Raw genomic sequence first — 17,008 nt, forward strand, 5'->3', positions numbered from 1 at the left:
ACCCCTTACAATTTATTAAGCATTCACATCTTACAAAAACGGAGATGAAAAAGAGATGATGCCAAGCCCTGCCGTACATAAAGAAGAAACACCTGCATACTGGAAAAAGGGTGTTCAAGCTGGATTGCCGATCGCCATTGGATATATGCCAGTTGCGTTTACATTTGGTCTGCTCGCTAAAGCGGCAGAGCTAAGTCTATTTGAAACGATAGGTATGAGTGTAATTGTGTTTGCTGGTGCTTCGCAATATATCGCATTATCGATGATTGTTGCACTAAGTGGTGCGGCCGAATTAATATTAACCACTTTCATCATGAACATCAGGCATCTTCTTATGAGTGCTTCTCTTAAAGAACGTGCAGAAGATGAACCTAAGTGGTTGCGAGCCATCTACGCTTTTTTTATTACGGATGAGACTTTTTCTGTGGCTGCGACCTCACCCGAAAAAAAAATCACGGGAAGCTACTTGCTTGGTTTGGGAATCGTGGCATACAGTTGCTGGGTGATCTTTTCAGGAGTAGGATATCTAATGGGATCGGGACTTCCACAATCCCTACAGGATAGTATGGGTATCGCGCTTTATGCGATGTTTATTGCCCTGCTTGTACCTGCAGCAAAAAAAAGCAAGAAGGTAATGGCACTTGCGGCAAGTGCAGCCGTATTAAATTCTATATTCTCTTTGGTACCTATTTTAAAAGGCGGATGGGGAATCATCCTATCTACTTTAATTGCAGCCGTTACAATTGAGTTTCTTATAAAGGGGAATGAGAGAGATGAGTGATCAATTAATATGGGTAATTGTTGGAATGGGAATCGTCACCTATATTCCTAGGATGTTGCCGCTCGTTCTCTTTCATACGAATCATCTACATCCAAGAATACAAGGAATATTGAAGAACGTTCCTTTTGCTATATTAGGGGCTCTCATTTTTCCAGGTGTTTTAACGATTAATCCAGAAAGTTATCTATACGGGGGAATAGGGGCAGCTACAGCATTCATTGCAGCTTGGTTGAATTTAAATGTTATCGTTGTCGTGCTATCTTCTATCTTCGTTTTGTACGGTTATACGTTTTTGTAGGAAATTGTCATAATTTACTTTGTAAATAATACACCTTATTAATTGATTTGTGAAAAAGGTGGGCGTATAATCACAATTAAAAGGAGGAGATACAAGATGCCTCATTTAGTTCGTTTTGTACTAATTGGTTTGTTTTCCGTTTCAGCTTTATCTGTACTCTCTTTTCAAGCCGTTGAGATTTTCCATGCTGTAACGGACGTTGTACAATCTTTTATCTATAAAGATTAATAACTTGTAAAATCGGAGAGCTATCTATAGCTCTTTTTTTTGTTACCTGATAAGCTTCAAATAATGATTAACAAGCTTTCACTTATGGGTACACTTACTAATGGACTAAGCAATAAAGGATGATTTAGATGAAATTAATCGCAATTGATATGGATGGAACTTTAGTAAATAGACAGTTAAAAGTCACAAAAGAGAACAGTGAAACGATTAAAGAAGCTGTAAACGATGGACATCATGTTGTGATCGCAACAGGTCGCTCTTATGATGAAGCTAAACACACGCTAGAAGATGCTGATCTTCACCTACCGCTCATTTGCGTAAATGGTGCTGAGATTCGATCAGAAGGGTGGGAGATCCTTTCTTCGATTCCGCTAAAGTTTGAGCAGTACGAGGATATTAAAAAGATTCTAGATGAAGAAGATATTTATTATGAGCTTTACACGAGCAGGGGCACATTTACAGATAATCGTGAAAAAGCTTACGAAGTTATGAAAGATATTGTATTAACTTCCAATCCAGAAGCTACAGATGATGACGTTCAAAAAGCAGCTCTTCGACGTTTCCGACTAGGATTAGTAAGTGTTGTAGGGGATTTTGATAAACTTTTGAGTGAGAATGGAATTGAGGTTTATAAGTTCCTTGCTTTTTCTGCTGATGCTGCCAAACTCCAACGTGCTTTTCAGCATTTAAAAGGTGTTGATTCTCTAGCTGTCAGTGCTTCTGCAGATAACAACTTGGAGATTACGAATAGTGAGGCACAAAAAGGTGTCGCGGTAAAAAGATACGCTGAACTAAAAGGGATTTCTTTAGAAGATACGATGGCGATCGGTGACAATTATAATGATGTTTCCATGTTAGAAATAGCTGGTTTTCCAGTAGCCATGGGAAATGCTGTTGATGAAGTGAAAGAGATGGCTGCGTTTGTCACGAAGGAAAATGACGAGAGCGGTGTCTCGTATGCGATAAAAAAATTCTTAGAACAAGAATAATAAGATTTACAAAAGCTGGTTCGAACATTTCGGACGAGCTTTTTTGTATACACAAACTTCACATGAGATTTACAGAAATGAAAAAGCAGTTTCACATTCCCTTGTTACAGTGACAAAGTAGTTCACTTACAACAAAGGGAGAGTGTAGCATCATGAAGAATATATTTAAAATGGGTGTAGGAGCTTTAGCGTTAAGTCTGACAGTTATGGGGGCTGATTTTTCTGTGGTTGATGCAAAAGAAAAGCATAAAGACATTTTAAATGTTGCGCATAGAGGAGCTTCTGGTTATGCTCCAGAACACACGATCACTTCATATAAGATGGGTGAAAAAATGCATGGAGACTATATCGAAGTCGATCTTCAGATGACTAAAGACGGTGAGTTAATCGCTATGCATGATGAAACACTGGACCGTACAACGAACGGAACAGGGCAAGTAAAAGATTATACTCTTGAAGAGATCAAACAGCTTGATGCAGGAAGCTGGTTTAATGAGAAATATCCAGAGCAAGCAAAAGCAAAATACGAAGGACTTCAAGTGCCAACTTTGGAAGAAGTCTTTCAAACTTTTGGAAAGAATGCGAACTATTATATTGAAACAAAATCACCTGAAGTTTATCCAGGTATGGAACAAAAGCTTCTTGATGTAGTAAATGATTATGGAATTAACAAAGATAAGCTGTTGGTTCAATCATTCAGCTCCGAAAGCTTATTAAAGATGAACGAGATTGATCCATCTGTAAAACTAGTTCAGCTTTTAGAGTATACAACTCCCGCAGAGTTAACGGATGCAGAAGTGCAATCCATCAAACATTATGCGATGGGAATCGGGCCGAATAGTGATATGATTGACCGCGAATATGTACAAAAAGCCGTTCATAACGGACTTGAGATCCATCCGTACACTGTAAATGAAAAAGAAGAGATGCAGAAACTAATCGACTGGGGTGTAACGGGAATGTTTACGAACTTTCCAGACCTTCTGCATGAAGTGAAAAAAGGTAAATAATGAAGGAAAGTAGCTGATACAAACGTGTCAGCTGCTTTTTTCTTTTTTGACAAAAAAGACTTCTCCATCGTCCTGAAGCTGGGCAAAGAAGACTTCTTTAATATTTTGATAGCCTGCACGCTTAAGCTGCTGATTCAGCCAATCGTCTGACAGGTTATATTCCTTAAATGGTTGATCGATTTTCTCTCCGTTCGCGATCAGCATGGTCGGCAGATATTGTGGAGCTTCTGGCGGAATATTTAGATCTTCTTTTGTAACAGAATCTTTGAGCGGCTTCTTTAACACACTTAGTTGTCCGTTAGGCTCCATAACCGCATACTCTACTTCAGTAATATCAAAGACCGCACTGATCCTTAGCAGCATCAATAAGTCATCCATAGACATCTGCATCCGCTTCAGCTCTTTTTGCATAATCTGCCCTTTTTTTATAACGATCGTCGGCTGACTTTTTGTTAGTTTTGTGAGTAGGGGTGAGTGTCTATTAAGAAATTCTATACCGAACACGGCTAACGCCCAAAAGCTAAGAGACGCCAAACTTTCCCAAACCGTGATCTCTTTGTGGACAACCATATCTCCGATGATATTACCCATTGCAATACCAGTAGCATAGTTAAAAAAAGTTAGCTCACCAAGCTGTTTTTTTCCGAGTAACCTCATGAGCATTAACAAAAAGGCAAAGCCTAGAACTGTTCGGTAGATTGTAATTAAGATTCCATCCATCTTCATCCCTCATTTATATAAGCTGTTATCAGGATGCCCAAAGTAAAATAAGACAAACAAAAAAGAGCGAACACGTTGTCCGCTCCCTTCATTACTTGCCAAACTGCATTCGAAAATGAATCAACTTTTTTAACATGAAGAATGCTAAAACGCCACCTATTGCTGCAGATAGGTAATAGCCAATAAGTGATCTTGAATCATAGTCACCGAATATACCGCCGCCTAACATACCGAATGTTAGAGCAAAGCACAATACAACGCCAAAGGTGAAGAATCCTCTTCCTTTTTCAAACACAAGTAATCTACCGTTGTTCTCGTTCTTAGTTCTGCTAAAGAACCATGTTCCAAAAGCTACGGATAGAATCGTGTAAGCTAGCGGAATCAGTAACATGACAAATGGTATATGCGAGAAATCAGTAAAAGAATTTTCCGAAAGATCTACATAATAACGAAAGTCAATGATCGGTATAGGCAGTGTAAAGCTATTGATCAGATCATTAAATACTTGAGTGGTATGTGCACCACGATTAATAGTAATGCCGTGGTACTCTAAAAATGACACGACTAGAGACGAGAAACCAATCGGGAAAAGTAGAAAGATTCCACTTAAAACTAATTGAGAGATTAAGCTGCCTGCGATCGTTCCAATAAAAAGACTAAAAGAAAATATAGCGATAGAAAAAGGAATGACAATTACCATAAATTTAAATAAAAATGCCGCATCAGTTACCTCTGAAAGAATAGTAAACTTTACGATTAGCATACACAATAGCAAATTAAGTAACAGACCTGTTGTTATATGACCTACACCAAAGACCCATTTTGAAAGAAAGATATCTTTACGTTTAAATGGAAGTGAGAACGTTAAGTCAGTAGAATGAGATGTACGTTCGCTCCCCACTAATAGAGCAGCTAATCCTACGATTAAAAATAAGAAAAAAACGATATCTGCACCAGTAAAATGAAAGTTCATGTAATAGTTTTCAGGTGCATCGGCATATGGATTGTTTTTTTCTGTTAGCATACTTTGAGCTTTTCCAAATAAAGAGTAAGGAAGAAACAGAAACAAGGAGATATAGATTCCCCATACGGCAGGACTTCCTAGTTTTTCATTCCTCATCCATAATGCTTTATGAAACATGCGATTCACCTCCAAGTGATGAAATAAAAATATCTTCGAGTGTCATAGGTAGTTCTTCTAACAATAGCGGATTTTCGGCGTTCATCTTCTCAAGAGTCGCGTCAATGTTTCCTTTGATCATCAATGTATAGACACGCCCTGTTTGATTTAGAATGTTCACGTTGTTCAAGTGCTCAATTCTTTCAGGCAGAGAGTGTTTGTAAACAACCTGAACTTTGCGGAACGATGATTTAGCATCCTCGATAGACGTTGTGGATTCAATCCGTCCTTCTTTAATCATGATGAGCACATCTGCCATCTTCTCTACTTCTTCTAGATGGTGAGTGGAGATGAGAACACATAACTGTCGCTCGCTCACTTCTTCAATAATAAATTGCAAGATGTTTCTTTTTACGATAGGATCAAGTCCGTTTGTAGGTTCATCTAGTATGATAAGTTCCGATTTCGTTGAAAAAGAAAGAATCATCAAGAACAGCGCCTTCATACCTTTTGAATATGTTCTGATTTTTTTATTTTTTGGAAGCTTAAAGCGGTCTAGAAGAGAGTAAAAGTATACAACATCAAAATCTTCATAAATCGCATCATAGAGCTTAACGATCTCTTTAACGCTATAGCTCTTTAAAATCTCAGTTGAGTCTGGAACATAAGTAATTTTTTGTTTGATCTCAGGGTTCTGATGAATATCGGTATCATTAAAGAATACTTCACCTTCATCTGGATCTAATATGCCTGCAATTACCCTAAGCAATGTAGACTTTCCAACACCGTTTCTTCCGACCAAACCTGCAATCATACCTGGCTCAAGTGTTATGTTAACTTTGTCTAATACTTGAGAACCTTCTATCGTTTTACTAATATTATTCACTTTCAGCATGACTATTTTTACCCCCAAGCTCTTCTGAAAAGTTTTCCAACCACTTAGATAACGTTTTGTGATCGATACCAAGATAGGAAGCATCAATAATTAGCTGCTTCAGCTGTTTTTTGAGTTCTGTAGTCTTCTGATCATCTGCTTTAGGAATGATAGAAGCGGATACAAATGTACCTTTACCTCGAAGTGTTTCAATGATACCTTGGCGTTCTAATTCTTGATAAGCTTTACTCACTGTATTTGGATTGATTAGCAATGTTCCTGATAGTTCGCGTACCGAAGGCAATTTTTCTTCTGGTAACAAAATCTCCCGCAAGATCAGTTCCTTGATCTGATGAACAACTTGTTCCCATATCGGTATATTGCTTCGGGGATCTAAATTCAATATCATGTTATCCCACCTTTATATATACTATATGTGTGTATTACTGTGTATAGTACACTTATAACATACAAGATTAGTAAATTTATGTCAACGTACTTTTCTTTACTTTTTTTGAGTAGGATTACTACAATGAAAGAAGGAGGGATAAGACGTGAAATCGATTATTGACGATGCTAAGCTACTTATATTTGATCTAGACGGAACGCTATATGAAGATACAGACCATTTTGATTATTATTGCCGATTGTTACAAAAAAGAGTGTCTGATGACAAACAACAAGCTTTTTGGGATACATATGAAAGTATGAAGAAGGGGACACACCCTGTTGCGATCGGTAAAGTGTATGATATAAAAAATGAAACAAGTGTTACGGTTGATCCTATGACACTGCAAATAACAAAAGTAACATCCTTTGATGGAATGGAGTGGTCAGAGGAAAGAGTGAAAAAAGAATTCTCAGGCGAACTTGTATATGACTTTGAACGATTAATCGCGATCGGCGATGGCTGGTGGCTACCTTATGCTACTGCTATGCATTTTGGCTTGAAACAAGCAGATACATGGGAATGTTATAACGCGACAAAAGAGTACATGGTAACCGATCAGTTCCAGCTATCGAAAACACCAGGTCTTAAACAAGCACTGCAACGTTTAAAGGTTAAGAAAAAAGTGGTGCTTTTAACAAACAGTGAAAGAGAAGATGTAAAACGTTTATTAAATGAGTTAGAGCTAGATGGTATGTTCCATGCTCTCTATACTGAGAGTGAAAAACCATTAAAGACAAAAGAAAAGCTTCAGACGATATTAGGTGAATATGGAATAAAGCCTCATGAGGCGGTATCAATCGGTGATAATTTTATTAATGAAATTGCACCGGCACTTCTTATGGGACTAAAAGCGGTTTACATTCAGCCGAACTCTATAGAAGTCGATCATGAAAATCTTCATATTGTCCCGACCCTTGCAAATGCTCTTTAAGATTTTACAAAGTATTTTATGAAAGCTTGTTCTAATTTGGACAAATCGCCCTACACTTTATAGTAGGTAATAAAGGGGGGCGCATGCTTTGAAAAAATCGTTACTTTTTGTAATCGGCTTTGCTATATACGCGGGTTTGATGTGGTTCTATTTGTTCCAAGGAGCAGACGCAAACTTGCCTGTACATCTTAAGGGCTCTGCTGCTGATCCAGCAGTCTTTATGACAGACCGTGAACTCGAACTTAGCACTGATTTTTCAAGAATAAAGGATTTTATCTACTTCATTTCTGTGCCGCTTGAGTGGCTGATCTATCTGTTTGTTCTAGGATTCGGATTATCAAGATGGTTCCGAAAAGCTTCTAGCGGGTTAACAAGGTTCTCTATTGTACACACTGGTCTCTACGTACTTTTACTGTCGTTTGCTAGTTGGGTGTTAACATTCCCACTTCGCTACTACAGTTTTACCGTTTCAAAAAGTTACAATATATCTGTTCAATCTTTCCACAGCTGGATGAGAGATGGATTAGTTGATTTCTGGATCAATTGGGTGTTAACAACGGTGATGGTTGCTGTAATGTATTGGCTGATCAAAAAATACGAAAAAAGATGGTGGCTTTATGCTTGGATGCTTTCTGTGCCATTTACTTTATTTCTCTACTTTATACAGCCTGTTGTAATCGATCCGTTGTACAACAAGTTCTATCCGCTGCAGGATGAAGTACTAAAGGGGAAAATACTAGATATTGCGGAAAGAGCGGACATACCAGCAGAAAATGTATATGAAGTGAACATGTCTGAAAAAACAAATGCACTGAATGCTTATGTAAACGGGATCGGATCAAATCTACGGATCGTCCTATGGGATACAACACTTAATAAATTAAGTGATAACCAAGTCTTGTTTGTAATGGCTCATGAGATCGGTCATTATGTGATGAATCATCTGTACTGGAACTTGATTTCATCAATCGTGCTATCGTTCTTAGGATTATGGCTCGGAAATATAATCTATCGAAAATGGATTGAGAAGTACGGCAAGTCATGGGGGATAAAGGGGATAGGAGATCTAGCTGCACTTCCCGCACTGCTATTGATTTTTTCTCTGTTAAGCTTTGCTATATCTCCAGTCGAAAATGCGGTTTCAAGAAAAGCAGAACGTGACGCTGATCTGTATGCCATTCAGATGACAAACAATCCGAAAGCAGCAGTTGGTGCATTTCAGGAACTCGCGACCGTTTCTTTAAGTGAAGTGAACCCACCGAAGCTTGTTAAATGGTTCTTATACGGCCATCCGACCATGCTGGAGCGCATTCATTTCTTGGATAGCTATAAGACGAGTAAAAAGATGGAATGAAAATGAAAACTGGCTTCTTTGAAAGTGGAAATGTCACTTCAAGAAGCCAGTTTTTGTGGATTTATGAAGAAAGTGTTGTGTGTAATGTGTTTTTGTAGTTGATTCTTAGGATTTATGCTCGGTCCTTGGGATTTATGCTCGGTCCACGAGATTTATGCTAAGTCTACGGGATTTATGCTCGATCCACGAGATTTATGCTCGGTCCACGAGATTTATGCTCGATCCTTGGGATTTATGCTCGGTCCATGAGATTTATGCTCGGTCCTCGGGATTTATGCTCGGTCCACGAGATTTATGCTCGGTCCTCGAAATTTATGCTCGGTCCACGAGATTTGATTCCCATTGCCTTTCCACATATTTTCTAACACCGTCACCGCATTAAGCCGCTCAATCACTGCACAGCTTTCAAACTAACATTTGGCAAAACGAGTACTTCTACACGGCGGTTCTTTGCTCGTCCTTCTTGTGTTTTATTCTCTGATTTCGGACGGTATTCTCCATAGCCGCTTGCACTAACTTGATTCGGTTTCAATGCGGGATTCTCGAGCAGAACGCGCATAAAGTTAATACCTCGCAATGCGCTGAGTTCCCAGTTCGATTGAAAGTTTGCCGTGCTGATCGGTACGTTATCCGTATGGCCAGCGATTACAATATTTCGAGGTGGCGTTGTAACGAGTAGGTCAGAAAGTTTTTTTCCGATCTCTCTAGAACCAGGTTTCACTGTGGCACTTCCAGAATCGAACAAAGCATTATCTAAGATGGTGATCAACAAGCCGTTCTCTGTGAGCTTTGTTTGAAGACTAGAATTTAGTTTGTTCGTTTGAATGTAAGCATTGATCTTTCTTTCCATCTCTTCTAATTGTTCAAGTTCTTTTTTTGCTGCTTCTAGTCGTTCTTTTTCTTCTTTAGAAATCACTTCTTTTTGCGCATCAGGAATGGGGGTGGAGTCAGGAGAAGGAATTGGTACTTGTTCTTCCATGACGCCAGTTCCGCCTGTAAACTCATTTCGAAATGCACTCGCCATCTGTTTAAACTTTTGAGCATCGATCTCACTCATAGCAAACAAGACGATAAACAAAGCTAATAAAAGCGTCAGCATATCTGCATAAGGAATAAGCCAAGATTCATCCACATGTTCGTCATGATGTTTTTTCTTTTTAGCCAACCGAACCACCTGCTTTGTATTGATCACGTTCGCTAGTTGGAATATACGTTAACATTTTTTCTTCTAAAATTTTAGGTGAAGTTCCGTCTTGAATAGATAGAAGTCCTTCAATCATGATTTCTTTGATCATGATCTCTTTTTTTGATTTTCGTTTTAACTTGTTAGCGAAAGGATGCCACAATACATAACCAGAAAAAATACCAAATAAAGTGGCGATAAAGGCTGCTGAGATGGCTTTTCCTAATGCGGTGATGTCGGCCATGTTACCTAATGCGGCGACCAATCCTACTACTGCACCTAGGACTCCAAGAGTTGGCGCATATGTACCCGCTTGAGTAAAGATGGTAGCGTTGCTTGCATGACGTTCTTCTATGGTTTCTAAGTCTTTCATTAATACATCCTTGATGAATTCAGGGGGTTGTCCATCCACAATCATCTTAATTCCTTGTTGAAGGAAAGGGTCATCCACTTCTTCAGCTTTAGGTTCCAAAGCAAGCAAACCTTCTTTACGAGCGACCGTTGCCCATTCAATAAAAATCGTAACTAGATCTCTCATATCAATGAGTTTTTGTTCTTTAAACAAAATCTTAAAAAGAGCAGGGATTTTTTTGATCTCGTTCAATGGAAATGCGATAAGGATAGCTGCTGCAGTTCCGGCAAATATAATAAGCAATGCTGCTGGATTTAATAATGCTGTAGGACTTGCGCCTTTTAAAAACATTCCGACACCTACAGCCAGTATGCCTAATATGACTCCAATTAGTGTTGTGCGATCCATAATGGTGTTCCTCACTTTATCTTTAAATTCTGTATCTATTTTTCCTGAGCTATATTTTCTTTTATATCGGAAAGATAGAAGGAAACTTAATGATAAAAGTTGGAAATATGTGATCCGAATTGCTTTATTTAACGTTATCTTTATACATCCATCGTAAAAAAAGACAAAGATCCATCCCTTTGTTATGATAGGTTTATTCTGCGAGCAGTAAAGGAGACAAAAGATGGGTAGAACTTCTGATAACGAACTTTATCAAAAAGTTCAAGAAGAAAATAAAGAAGCCCTTGAAATGCTGTATGATCGATATGAAAAGCTATTGTTTTCTTTTTCATTTAAAATGTTGAGGCAAAAAGAGTTGGCTGAAGAGGCAGTTCAGGACGTTTTTATGAAACTGTGGCGAAAAAAGGGACTCTATTCAGAGGATAAAGGGAAATTTTCTTCATGGCTTTTAACCGTTACACGAAATGCATGTATTGATTTAATACGAAAGCAACAAAAAAATGAAGTTGAGATTCTTGAAAAAGACATAGATTACGAACGAACAGAAAGTGTAGAAGAATCCGTAACATGGAATGAAGAAAGAGAGGGTCTGAAGAAAGCTGTTTCTTCCTTAACAGAAGAGCAGCAAGACATTGTAGAGATGTTTTATTTCAAAGGCTACTCACAGTCGGACATAGCAGAGCGTAAGAATCTTCCTCTTGGTACCGTAAAAGGAAGGATTCGATTAGCGCTGAAACATTTAAAAAAAATCTACGCAGAGAGGAGGGATAAATATGGAACAGAAAATTTGTGACAACCTGCTGGATTATTATAATGAGCTGCTAGAAGGCGAAGAAAAAGCTGCCTTTGAAAAACACTTAAAGCAATGCGACGTATGTCAGGAAGAATGGAAAGAGTGGCAAGAACTTACAGCTGATCTTCCATATTTATCAGAAGAGGCTCAACCTCCGATCGGTATGAAAGAACGTATTTTGACAAATGTAACAGCTGATGATTCCAGTCTTACACAACAAGAAACGCAATCTAGTGTTAAAACAGATGAAATAGCAACCAAGATTTCACCGAGTTCTCAGCGCAAACCCAAACCGTGGGTTCAAGGATTACTTGCTGCTGGACTTTTAGTCTCACTTGGTACAAACGCGTATCTTATTAATGAAAATAACAAGAATGAACAAGTGATCCAAGAACAAGTTAATAAAACATTCAAAACGGTTCAACTAGCTTCTGAAGAAACAAAATCGACAGGTGTAGCATCAATGGTAAAGGAAAATGGTAAGATGAACCTTGTCGTTCAATCCAGTAACTTAACTCAACTTAAAGGAACAGAGACTTATCAAGTTTGGCTGATCGAAGGAGATAAACCCTATCGAGCTGGCACATTTACGCCTGACGAGAATGGAAATGGCGCAGTGGTGTTTCCTGTTGCATTTGAAGGTGAACACAATTGGGATGCTGTTGCAATCTCACACGAACCAACTTCAAACAGTAAGAAGCCATTAGGAACGATTGTTATGGCCTCTAATTTATAAGTACCCGACAGACAACAGCTTAAACATAAGTTGTTGTCTTTTCTTTTTTAGGATAATGGGTTTATCTTTAACTTATTTACAATGAGACAATAAGGGGGATTTTGCAGTTGCAGGACAAAATCCTTTATAATGAATAGTGCGAACCAACTTGAAAAGAGGAATTACTTTGAGAATAAAATCGATCTTTATACTTCTCCTATTTGCTGGCTTAATTGGCCTTGCATTTTATACGGCTGTTGATAAGAAGGAAGAGAAACCAACAGAGGTTAAGAATGAGGAAAATACCGGACTAAAACGTGGAAGCACAGCCCCAAACTTTTCTTTAAAAACGCTAGATGGAAAGCAAGTTGACTTAAAGGATTATCGCGGAAAAAAAATCATCCTTAACTTTTGGGCTACATGGTGCCCGCCATGCAGGGAGGAAATGCCCGAGATGGAGAAGTTTTATAAAGATTATAAAAAACAAGATGTAGAAATATTAGCGGTTAATCTTGAATATTCCGAAACAAATACAGAGAAAGTGAGTAAATTTGTTCAGGAATATAAGCTTTCTTTTCCGATTCCTCTTGACGAAAAAAACACAATTGGAAAACAGTATAGAGCGGTGTCCATTCCTACAAGTTATTTTATTGATGAAAATGGTATTGTCTGTAATTCTCATATAGGTCCAATGGATTATAAATTTATGAAGAATGAAATAAATACTATGAATAGGTAAATATTGTTTTAAAGCCTTTAAATAATTTTTTGAAGGCTTTTTTGTTTGATTTATATTTAACACTAAAATATTTTATTTTAATAAATAATTCTAAAGGCCTGTAACAATGATTTGGAAAAATGGGAAAGTTGTCCAATAGGGGATTCGATAAATTTGTCGAAATAAAAAGCTTAGTGAAAATATAGAGAAATAGATGAAGTGGTTAAACCTCATAATAACCCGAGCAACAGATATTGATACTCTGTAAATAAAAAGGGGACACATTAATGAACAAGCAATATGAAGAAGTCGAAATTAAGCGTATTGCCGAATTTCACCATTCTCTTAACCATTGTCCTATCCATCTTTTTGGTTTGCGAAGAGATGCCGAGGGTGATTATAAGTTTACCTATTCTGTTGGTTCCATGCTTGATGAACTCGGTGTTTCTATAAAACCCTCTCCTGGAACAAGCCTTCATGATCTTTATGCCAAAGAGTTAATCGAAAAGTGGACCGATTCGTTGGAAAAAGCTTTTTCAGGTATGACCCAAACCGCAAATATCAACTTAGGTGTAAGAAGTATACATACAACCATATATCCTGTAACTGGGAACACCCAAGATGTTTTAGAAGTTGTAGGTACCTCCTATATTGCAACCAATAGAGAAACAGAGCATACAGATGCGCAAAGTTTAAAAAAGTTTAAACAATTGTTTAACCATGCTTTAGAAGCGATTGTGCTGTGCCGATCCAACATGGAAATTGCCGAAGTGAACGATCGTGCGTGTCAGCTGCTACAGCTTTCAAAAGAAGAACTCGTGGGAATCGGTGCAGATCAGTTTTTTGTGGGCAGCGGTAAAGAAGTAATCCGCAAGAAATGGAAAGAAGTACTGAATGGAAAAAAGATTGAAGGAGAGTTTCGCTACAAAACACCAGATGGTCTAGTGAAAGAGATTGAATACTCTTGTGAAAAAGATGTCGTAGATGATTTACATGTTACGGTTTTGAAAGATGTGACAGATCAAAAGCTGACCGAACAAAAATTATTAAAAGCTGAAGCATTAAATGTAGTAGGAGAGCTTGCAGCAGGTGTAGCACATGAAATACGTAATCCGTTAACATCTTTGAAAGGTTTTGTTCAATTGATTCAGAATCAAACAGATGAATTTGATCAATATCTAACGATTATTCTTACAGAAGTGGACCGAATAGAGCATATTATTAAGGAGTTTTTGGTTCTTTCTAAAAGCAATTCACAAAACTTTGTGATGTCTTGTGTTACAGACATCATAAACGATACAGTTGATCTTTTGAACACACAGGCGATCATGAAAAATATTGAGATTAAAAAAGAATTAGAGAATCAAATTCCACTGATTTTCTGTGACCCTCTGCAGCTTAAACAAGTGTTTATAAATTTTTTAAAAAACGCGATCGAAGCTTCTGCTGTAGGTGATTGTGTAGAAATTAACATGAAAGTATCACAGAATAAGGAATTTCTTCAAGTGCAAATTCGTGACTATGGTTGCGGTATGGATGAAACGGTAATGAAAAAAATCGGAAAGCCTTTCTTTACTACAAAAGATGAAGGTACGGGATTAGGATTGATGGTAAGTACAAATATCATTAAACATCATAATGGGCGATTAGATGTAAAAAGTAAAAAAGGGAAAGGCACAATGTTTACCATTAACATCCCAATTCAATAAGAATCGTTAGCAATAAAAAAGCTTTCCCTAGGTGGGAAAGCTTTTTTTGAAATATTCTTATCCTTTAAACATTTGAACGAACATTTTACCGTATTGTCCACCATCTACTACACCGATACCAACGCTAGTGTATTCAGACTTAAGGATATTTTCACGGTGACCTTGAGAGTTCATTAGGCTAGTGTGCGCACCTTCTACAGATGAATTACCTGCAAGGTTCTCACCAGCTGTTTGATATTCAACACCAAACTTCTTCATCATATCAAATGGTGAACCGTAAGTTGGTGAGTTGTGATCGAAATAGTTGTTGTCGATCATATCTTTTGCTTTAACGCGAGCAACTTTTGTTAACTCAGGATCTGCTTTAAGTGCTGGTAATCCTTGTTTTTCACGCTCTTGGTTTACAAGGTCTAGCATTTGTTGCTCTTGTGCAGTAAGTTCTGCACCTGCTTCAGCTTTTGGTGCTGCTTCTGCTGGAGCTTTAGCTTGCTCTTGCTGTGGAGCTGGAGCTGGAGCAGGTGCTGGAGCAGCTTGTTGTTGCTGTTGAGGAGCCGGAGCTGCCTCTGCTTGTTGTGTTTGATTATTATTTAAAGAAGCGAATGGGCATGAAGATGCTGCTTCTGAGATTCCTGCGTTTGCGCCGAATAGGGAAGCGCCTAATACTGATGCTACTACTAATTTTTTCATAAGATGTTTCCCTCCTAATAATTTATCTTACGTGTACAGGTTTCGGGACTTTTGTAGGAGGGTTGGGGGTCTGGAATTAACTACCAGTTTAATGCACCCACAGTTTGGATACATCTTTTAATGAAACATCAATCTGATAAACATCTGGGTTGGATAGAAGCTCCCATTCTTTAAAGCCAAAAGAAGGATCGTACAAATTAATAAGGAGACTAAGCAGATTTCCATGCGTAACGATTAGAACTGACTTATAGGATTTTGCCTGCAATTCATTAATGAAGGAAGTGATTCTTTCCTTTGCTTCAAATGTGGATTCCCCACCAGGGAACTTTAAATGTTCTTCCTTATATGTACGTTCAAGATTACTTCGCCAATTGGGATCATTTTCAGCAGAAAGAATACGTTCAGCCAACCGATCATCTACCAAAATGGAACTTTCTCTTAACTCTGCAAAAGGTTTAATGGTGTCAATTGCCCTTTTAAAAGGACTCGAAATCACACAATCAAAATGCTGACCCTCTAAAAAAACAGCCAGATCTTTGGCTTGTTGTTCTCCTTCAGCAGTTAAAGGAGCATTACTTTCTTGACCTTCTGCTTTACAATGTCTAACCGCCGTAATCTTCATGAATTAATCCTTCTTTCTATTAGGTAATACTAAACAAGGTGTTGATGTTAAGTCTCTTATGCTTCATTGATAAGTTGATTGGAGTGTAGGGTGCGAGACTCCTGCGGGACAGGTGGGCAGGTGAGACACTTAAACGTGAAACGTTCGAATGTGGCTCACCGCCTGCCCCGCGGAAAGCGAAGCACCTGAAACGGAAATCAACACTTTAAAGAACATCACAGAATTTCCTATCATCACTCAATTTAAACAGTTGTTTAATCATTCGAGACGTTAAACCTAAAAACCTCCCGAATACTATTAATGTTGAAACTCGAAGGGAGATTGTTATGTATCCTGAATTAAATCATTTTAAACAGATGAAAAAAGAATATGATATCGATATTGCTCGCGCTCAAGAGAAGTGGCAGCAACTACATAAACAAAAAGAATGGTCTTCTAATGAATATGAAGAGTTACTAAATGCTTACGGTGTAAGAAACTCAAAAATCACTATGGATGATCTTACAGAAGTTAAGAATAAGTACCTTCTAGCGATGGAAAAAGAACGTAACGCCATGGAACAGCTGGATGAATTAAAAGAAAATCGTAATGACCGATTATCCGAGTATTTAAAAACCATTTACTCTTCACGCGACAGAGAATTAGATACAGCGAAAAATAGCATGGAAAAGAAAATACATCAGCTTGAGCGATTAAAAGCTGAGTATCTAATGATGGTTAAACAGATTCAAGAGATTCATGCTTATCGACAAAGCGTTGAAAAAGAAACAAATGATGCCATCACAAGTTATCAGCAAACCTATGAGCCAAAAGAGATTCTTCCTTTATATCCCTCATTGGCACGTTTAGAGATTCCGCTCTCTGATATTCAACACGTTTTTCAAAAAGGTGAACTGCCAGACCATTTGAAGAAATATATACATTTTAATGATGATCCTAAGCGTTTTCCAAGGTAAAAGGTTTGTGTTTTAAGAGGGAGTTAATGAATGGAGCTCCCTTTTATCTATGAACAAAAAAAGCCATAATCCTTAAAAAAGGATTATGGTAAAGAAAACCGAACGCATG

General features: G+C 37.9%; 20 protein-coding genes. 12 read left to right on the plus strand and 8 right to left on the minus strand.

Annotated elements, in window-relative coordinates:
- Positions 1–58 precede the first annotated feature (58 nt).
- From P4V41_RS14870 to P4V41_RS14890, 5 genes are all read left to right on the plus strand, one after another.
- The gene (locus P4V41_RS14870) at positions 59–781 is read left to right on the plus strand and encodes an AzlC family ABC transporter permease (RefSeq protein ID WP_328085916.1); all 723 of its coding nucleotides are present in this window, start codon (positions 59–61) and stop codon (positions 779–781) included.
- Entirely contained in the window at positions 774–1,079 is a 306-nt protein-coding gene (locus P4V41_RS14875; RefSeq protein ID WP_328085847.1) for an AzlD domain-containing protein, read from the plus strand. The genes P4V41_RS14870 and P4V41_RS14875 overlap by 8 nt, the downstream gene beginning before the upstream one ends.
- A 96-nt stretch (positions 1,080–1,175) precedes the next feature.
- Positions 1,176–1,307, plus strand: a complete 132-nt coding sequence (locus P4V41_RS14880) for a hypothetical protein (RefSeq protein WP_255520061.1) — start codon at positions 1,176–1,178, stop codon at positions 1,305–1,307.
- Positions 1,308–1,435: 128 nt separating this feature from the next.
- Positions 1,436–2,296 (plus strand): Cof-type HAD-IIB family hydrolase, encoded by an 861-nt coding sequence (locus tag P4V41_RS14885; RefSeq protein ID WP_328085848.1) that lies wholly within the window; start codon positions 1,436–1,438, stop codon positions 2,294–2,296.
- A 206-nt stretch (positions 2,297–2,502) separates the two neighbouring features.
- On the plus strand, positions 2,503–3,306 hold the full coding sequence (locus tag P4V41_RS14890) for a glycerophosphodiester phosphodiesterase (protein WP_328085917.1): 804 nt from the start codon (positions 2,503–2,505) through the stop codon (positions 3,304–3,306).
- A 27-nt stretch (positions 3,307–3,333) separates the two neighbouring features.
- On the opposite strand, the gene P4V41_RS14895 is transcribed toward P4V41_RS14890, so the two are convergent.
- The 4 genes from P4V41_RS14895 to P4V41_RS14910 all read right to left on the minus strand — a co-directional run bounded on the left by P4V41_RS14895 (position 3,334) and on the right by P4V41_RS14910 (position 6,429).
- On the minus strand, positions 3,334–4,026 hold the full coding sequence (locus P4V41_RS14895; protein ID WP_328085849.1) for a DUF421 domain-containing protein: 693 nt from the start codon (positions 4,024–4,026) through the stop codon (positions 3,334–3,336).
- A gap of 91 nt (positions 4,027–4,117) precedes the next feature.
- A complete protein-coding gene (locus P4V41_RS14900) occupies positions 4,118–5,167 on the minus strand; it encodes an ABC transporter permease subunit (RefSeq protein WP_328085850.1) in 1,050 nt (349 codons plus the stop codon).
- Positions 5,157–6,041: an ABC transporter ATP-binding protein gene (locus tag P4V41_RS14905; protein WP_328085852.1), complete on the minus strand. Its 885-nt coding sequence runs from the start codon at positions 6,039–6,041 to the stop codon at positions 5,157–5,159. The genes P4V41_RS14900 and P4V41_RS14905 overlap by 11 nt, the downstream gene beginning before the upstream one ends.
- Positions 6,025–6,429 (minus strand): GntR family transcriptional regulator, encoded by a 405-nt coding sequence (locus tag P4V41_RS14910; RefSeq protein ID WP_328085853.1) that lies wholly within the window; start codon positions 6,427–6,429, stop codon positions 6,025–6,027. The genes P4V41_RS14905 and P4V41_RS14910 overlap by 17 nt, the downstream gene beginning before the upstream one ends.
- Before the next feature lie 145 nt (positions 6,430–6,574).
- Here P4V41_RS14910 and P4V41_RS14915 point away from each other — a divergent pair, with 145 nt between their 5' ends.
- Positions 6,575–7,402 (plus strand): HAD family hydrolase, encoded by an 828-nt coding sequence (locus P4V41_RS14915; RefSeq protein ID WP_328085855.1) that lies wholly within the window; start codon positions 6,575–6,577, stop codon positions 7,400–7,402.
- Between the two features lie 88 nt (positions 7,403–7,490).
- A complete protein-coding gene (locus P4V41_RS14920) occupies positions 7,491–8,756 on the plus strand; it encodes a M48 family metallopeptidase (protein ID WP_328085856.1) in 1,266 nt (421 codons plus the stop codon).
- 391 nt (positions 8,757–9,147) lie between these two features.
- Here P4V41_RS14920 and motB read toward each other — a convergent pair whose 3' ends face one another.
- Positions 9,148–9,921 carry a flagellar motor protein MotB gene (gene motB, locus P4V41_RS14925; protein WP_328085858.1) on the minus strand — a complete coding sequence of 258 codons (774 nt, stop codon included), beginning with the start codon at positions 9,919–9,921 and terminating at the stop codon, positions 9,148–9,150.
- Entirely contained in the window at positions 9,914–10,699 is a 786-nt protein-coding gene (motA, locus tag P4V41_RS14930) for a flagellar motor stator protein MotA (protein ID WP_328085860.1), read from the minus strand. Before motA ends, motB begins: the two co-directional genes overlap by 8 nt.
- Before the next feature lie 223 nt (positions 10,700–10,922).
- Here motA and P4V41_RS14935 point away from each other — a divergent pair, with 223 nt between their 5' ends.
- The 4 genes from P4V41_RS14935 to P4V41_RS14950 all read left to right on the plus strand — a co-directional run bounded on the left by P4V41_RS14935 (position 10,923) and on the right by P4V41_RS14950 (position 14,634).
- Positions 10,923–11,492, plus strand: coding sequence for an RNA polymerase sigma factor (locus P4V41_RS14935; protein WP_328085861.1), 570 nt, complete (start codon positions 10,923–10,925; stop codon positions 11,490–11,492).
- On the plus strand, positions 11,473–12,228 hold the full coding sequence (locus tag P4V41_RS14940) for an anti-sigma factor (RefSeq protein WP_328085862.1): 756 nt from the start codon (positions 11,473–11,475) through the stop codon (positions 12,226–12,228). The genes P4V41_RS14935 and P4V41_RS14940 overlap by 20 nt, the downstream gene beginning before the upstream one ends.
- Positions 12,229–12,376: 148 nt before the next feature.
- Positions 12,377–12,946 carry a TlpA disulfide reductase family protein gene (locus tag P4V41_RS14945; RefSeq protein ID WP_328085864.1) on the plus strand — a complete coding sequence of 190 codons (570 nt, stop codon included), beginning with the start codon at positions 12,377–12,379 and terminating at the stop codon, positions 12,944–12,946.
- 266 nt (positions 12,947–13,212) lie between these two features.
- Positions 13,213–14,634: an ATP-binding protein gene (locus P4V41_RS14950; protein ID WP_328085866.1), complete on the plus strand. Its 1,422-nt coding sequence runs from the start codon at positions 13,213–13,215 to the stop codon at positions 14,632–14,634.
- 57 nt (positions 14,635–14,691) lie between these two features.
- Here the strand turns inward: P4V41_RS14950 and P4V41_RS14955 are convergent, their stop codons facing one another.
- Complete coding sequence (locus P4V41_RS14955) at positions 14,692–15,321, minus strand: CAP domain-containing protein (protein ID WP_328085867.1); 630 nt, start codon at positions 15,319–15,321, stop codon at positions 14,692–14,694.
- A gap of 88 nt (positions 15,322–15,409) precedes the next feature.
- Entirely contained in the window at positions 15,410–15,943 is a 534-nt protein-coding gene (locus P4V41_RS14960; RefSeq protein ID WP_328085868.1) for a histidine phosphatase family protein, read from the minus strand.
- Between the two features lie 326 nt (positions 15,944–16,269).
- Between P4V41_RS14960 and P4V41_RS14965 the strand changes: the two genes are divergently transcribed.
- Positions 16,270–16,899: a hypothetical protein gene (locus P4V41_RS14965; RefSeq protein ID WP_328085870.1), complete on the plus strand. Its 630-nt coding sequence runs from the start codon at positions 16,270–16,272 to the stop codon at positions 16,897–16,899.
- Positions 16,900–17,008: the final 109 nt, after the last annotated feature.

The organism is Fictibacillus nanhaiensis (assembly GCF_036213205.1).
In the GTDB taxonomy this organism is placed as follows: domain Bacteria; phylum Bacillota; class Bacilli; order Bacillales; family Fictibacillaceae; genus Fictibacillus; species Fictibacillus nanhaiensis_E.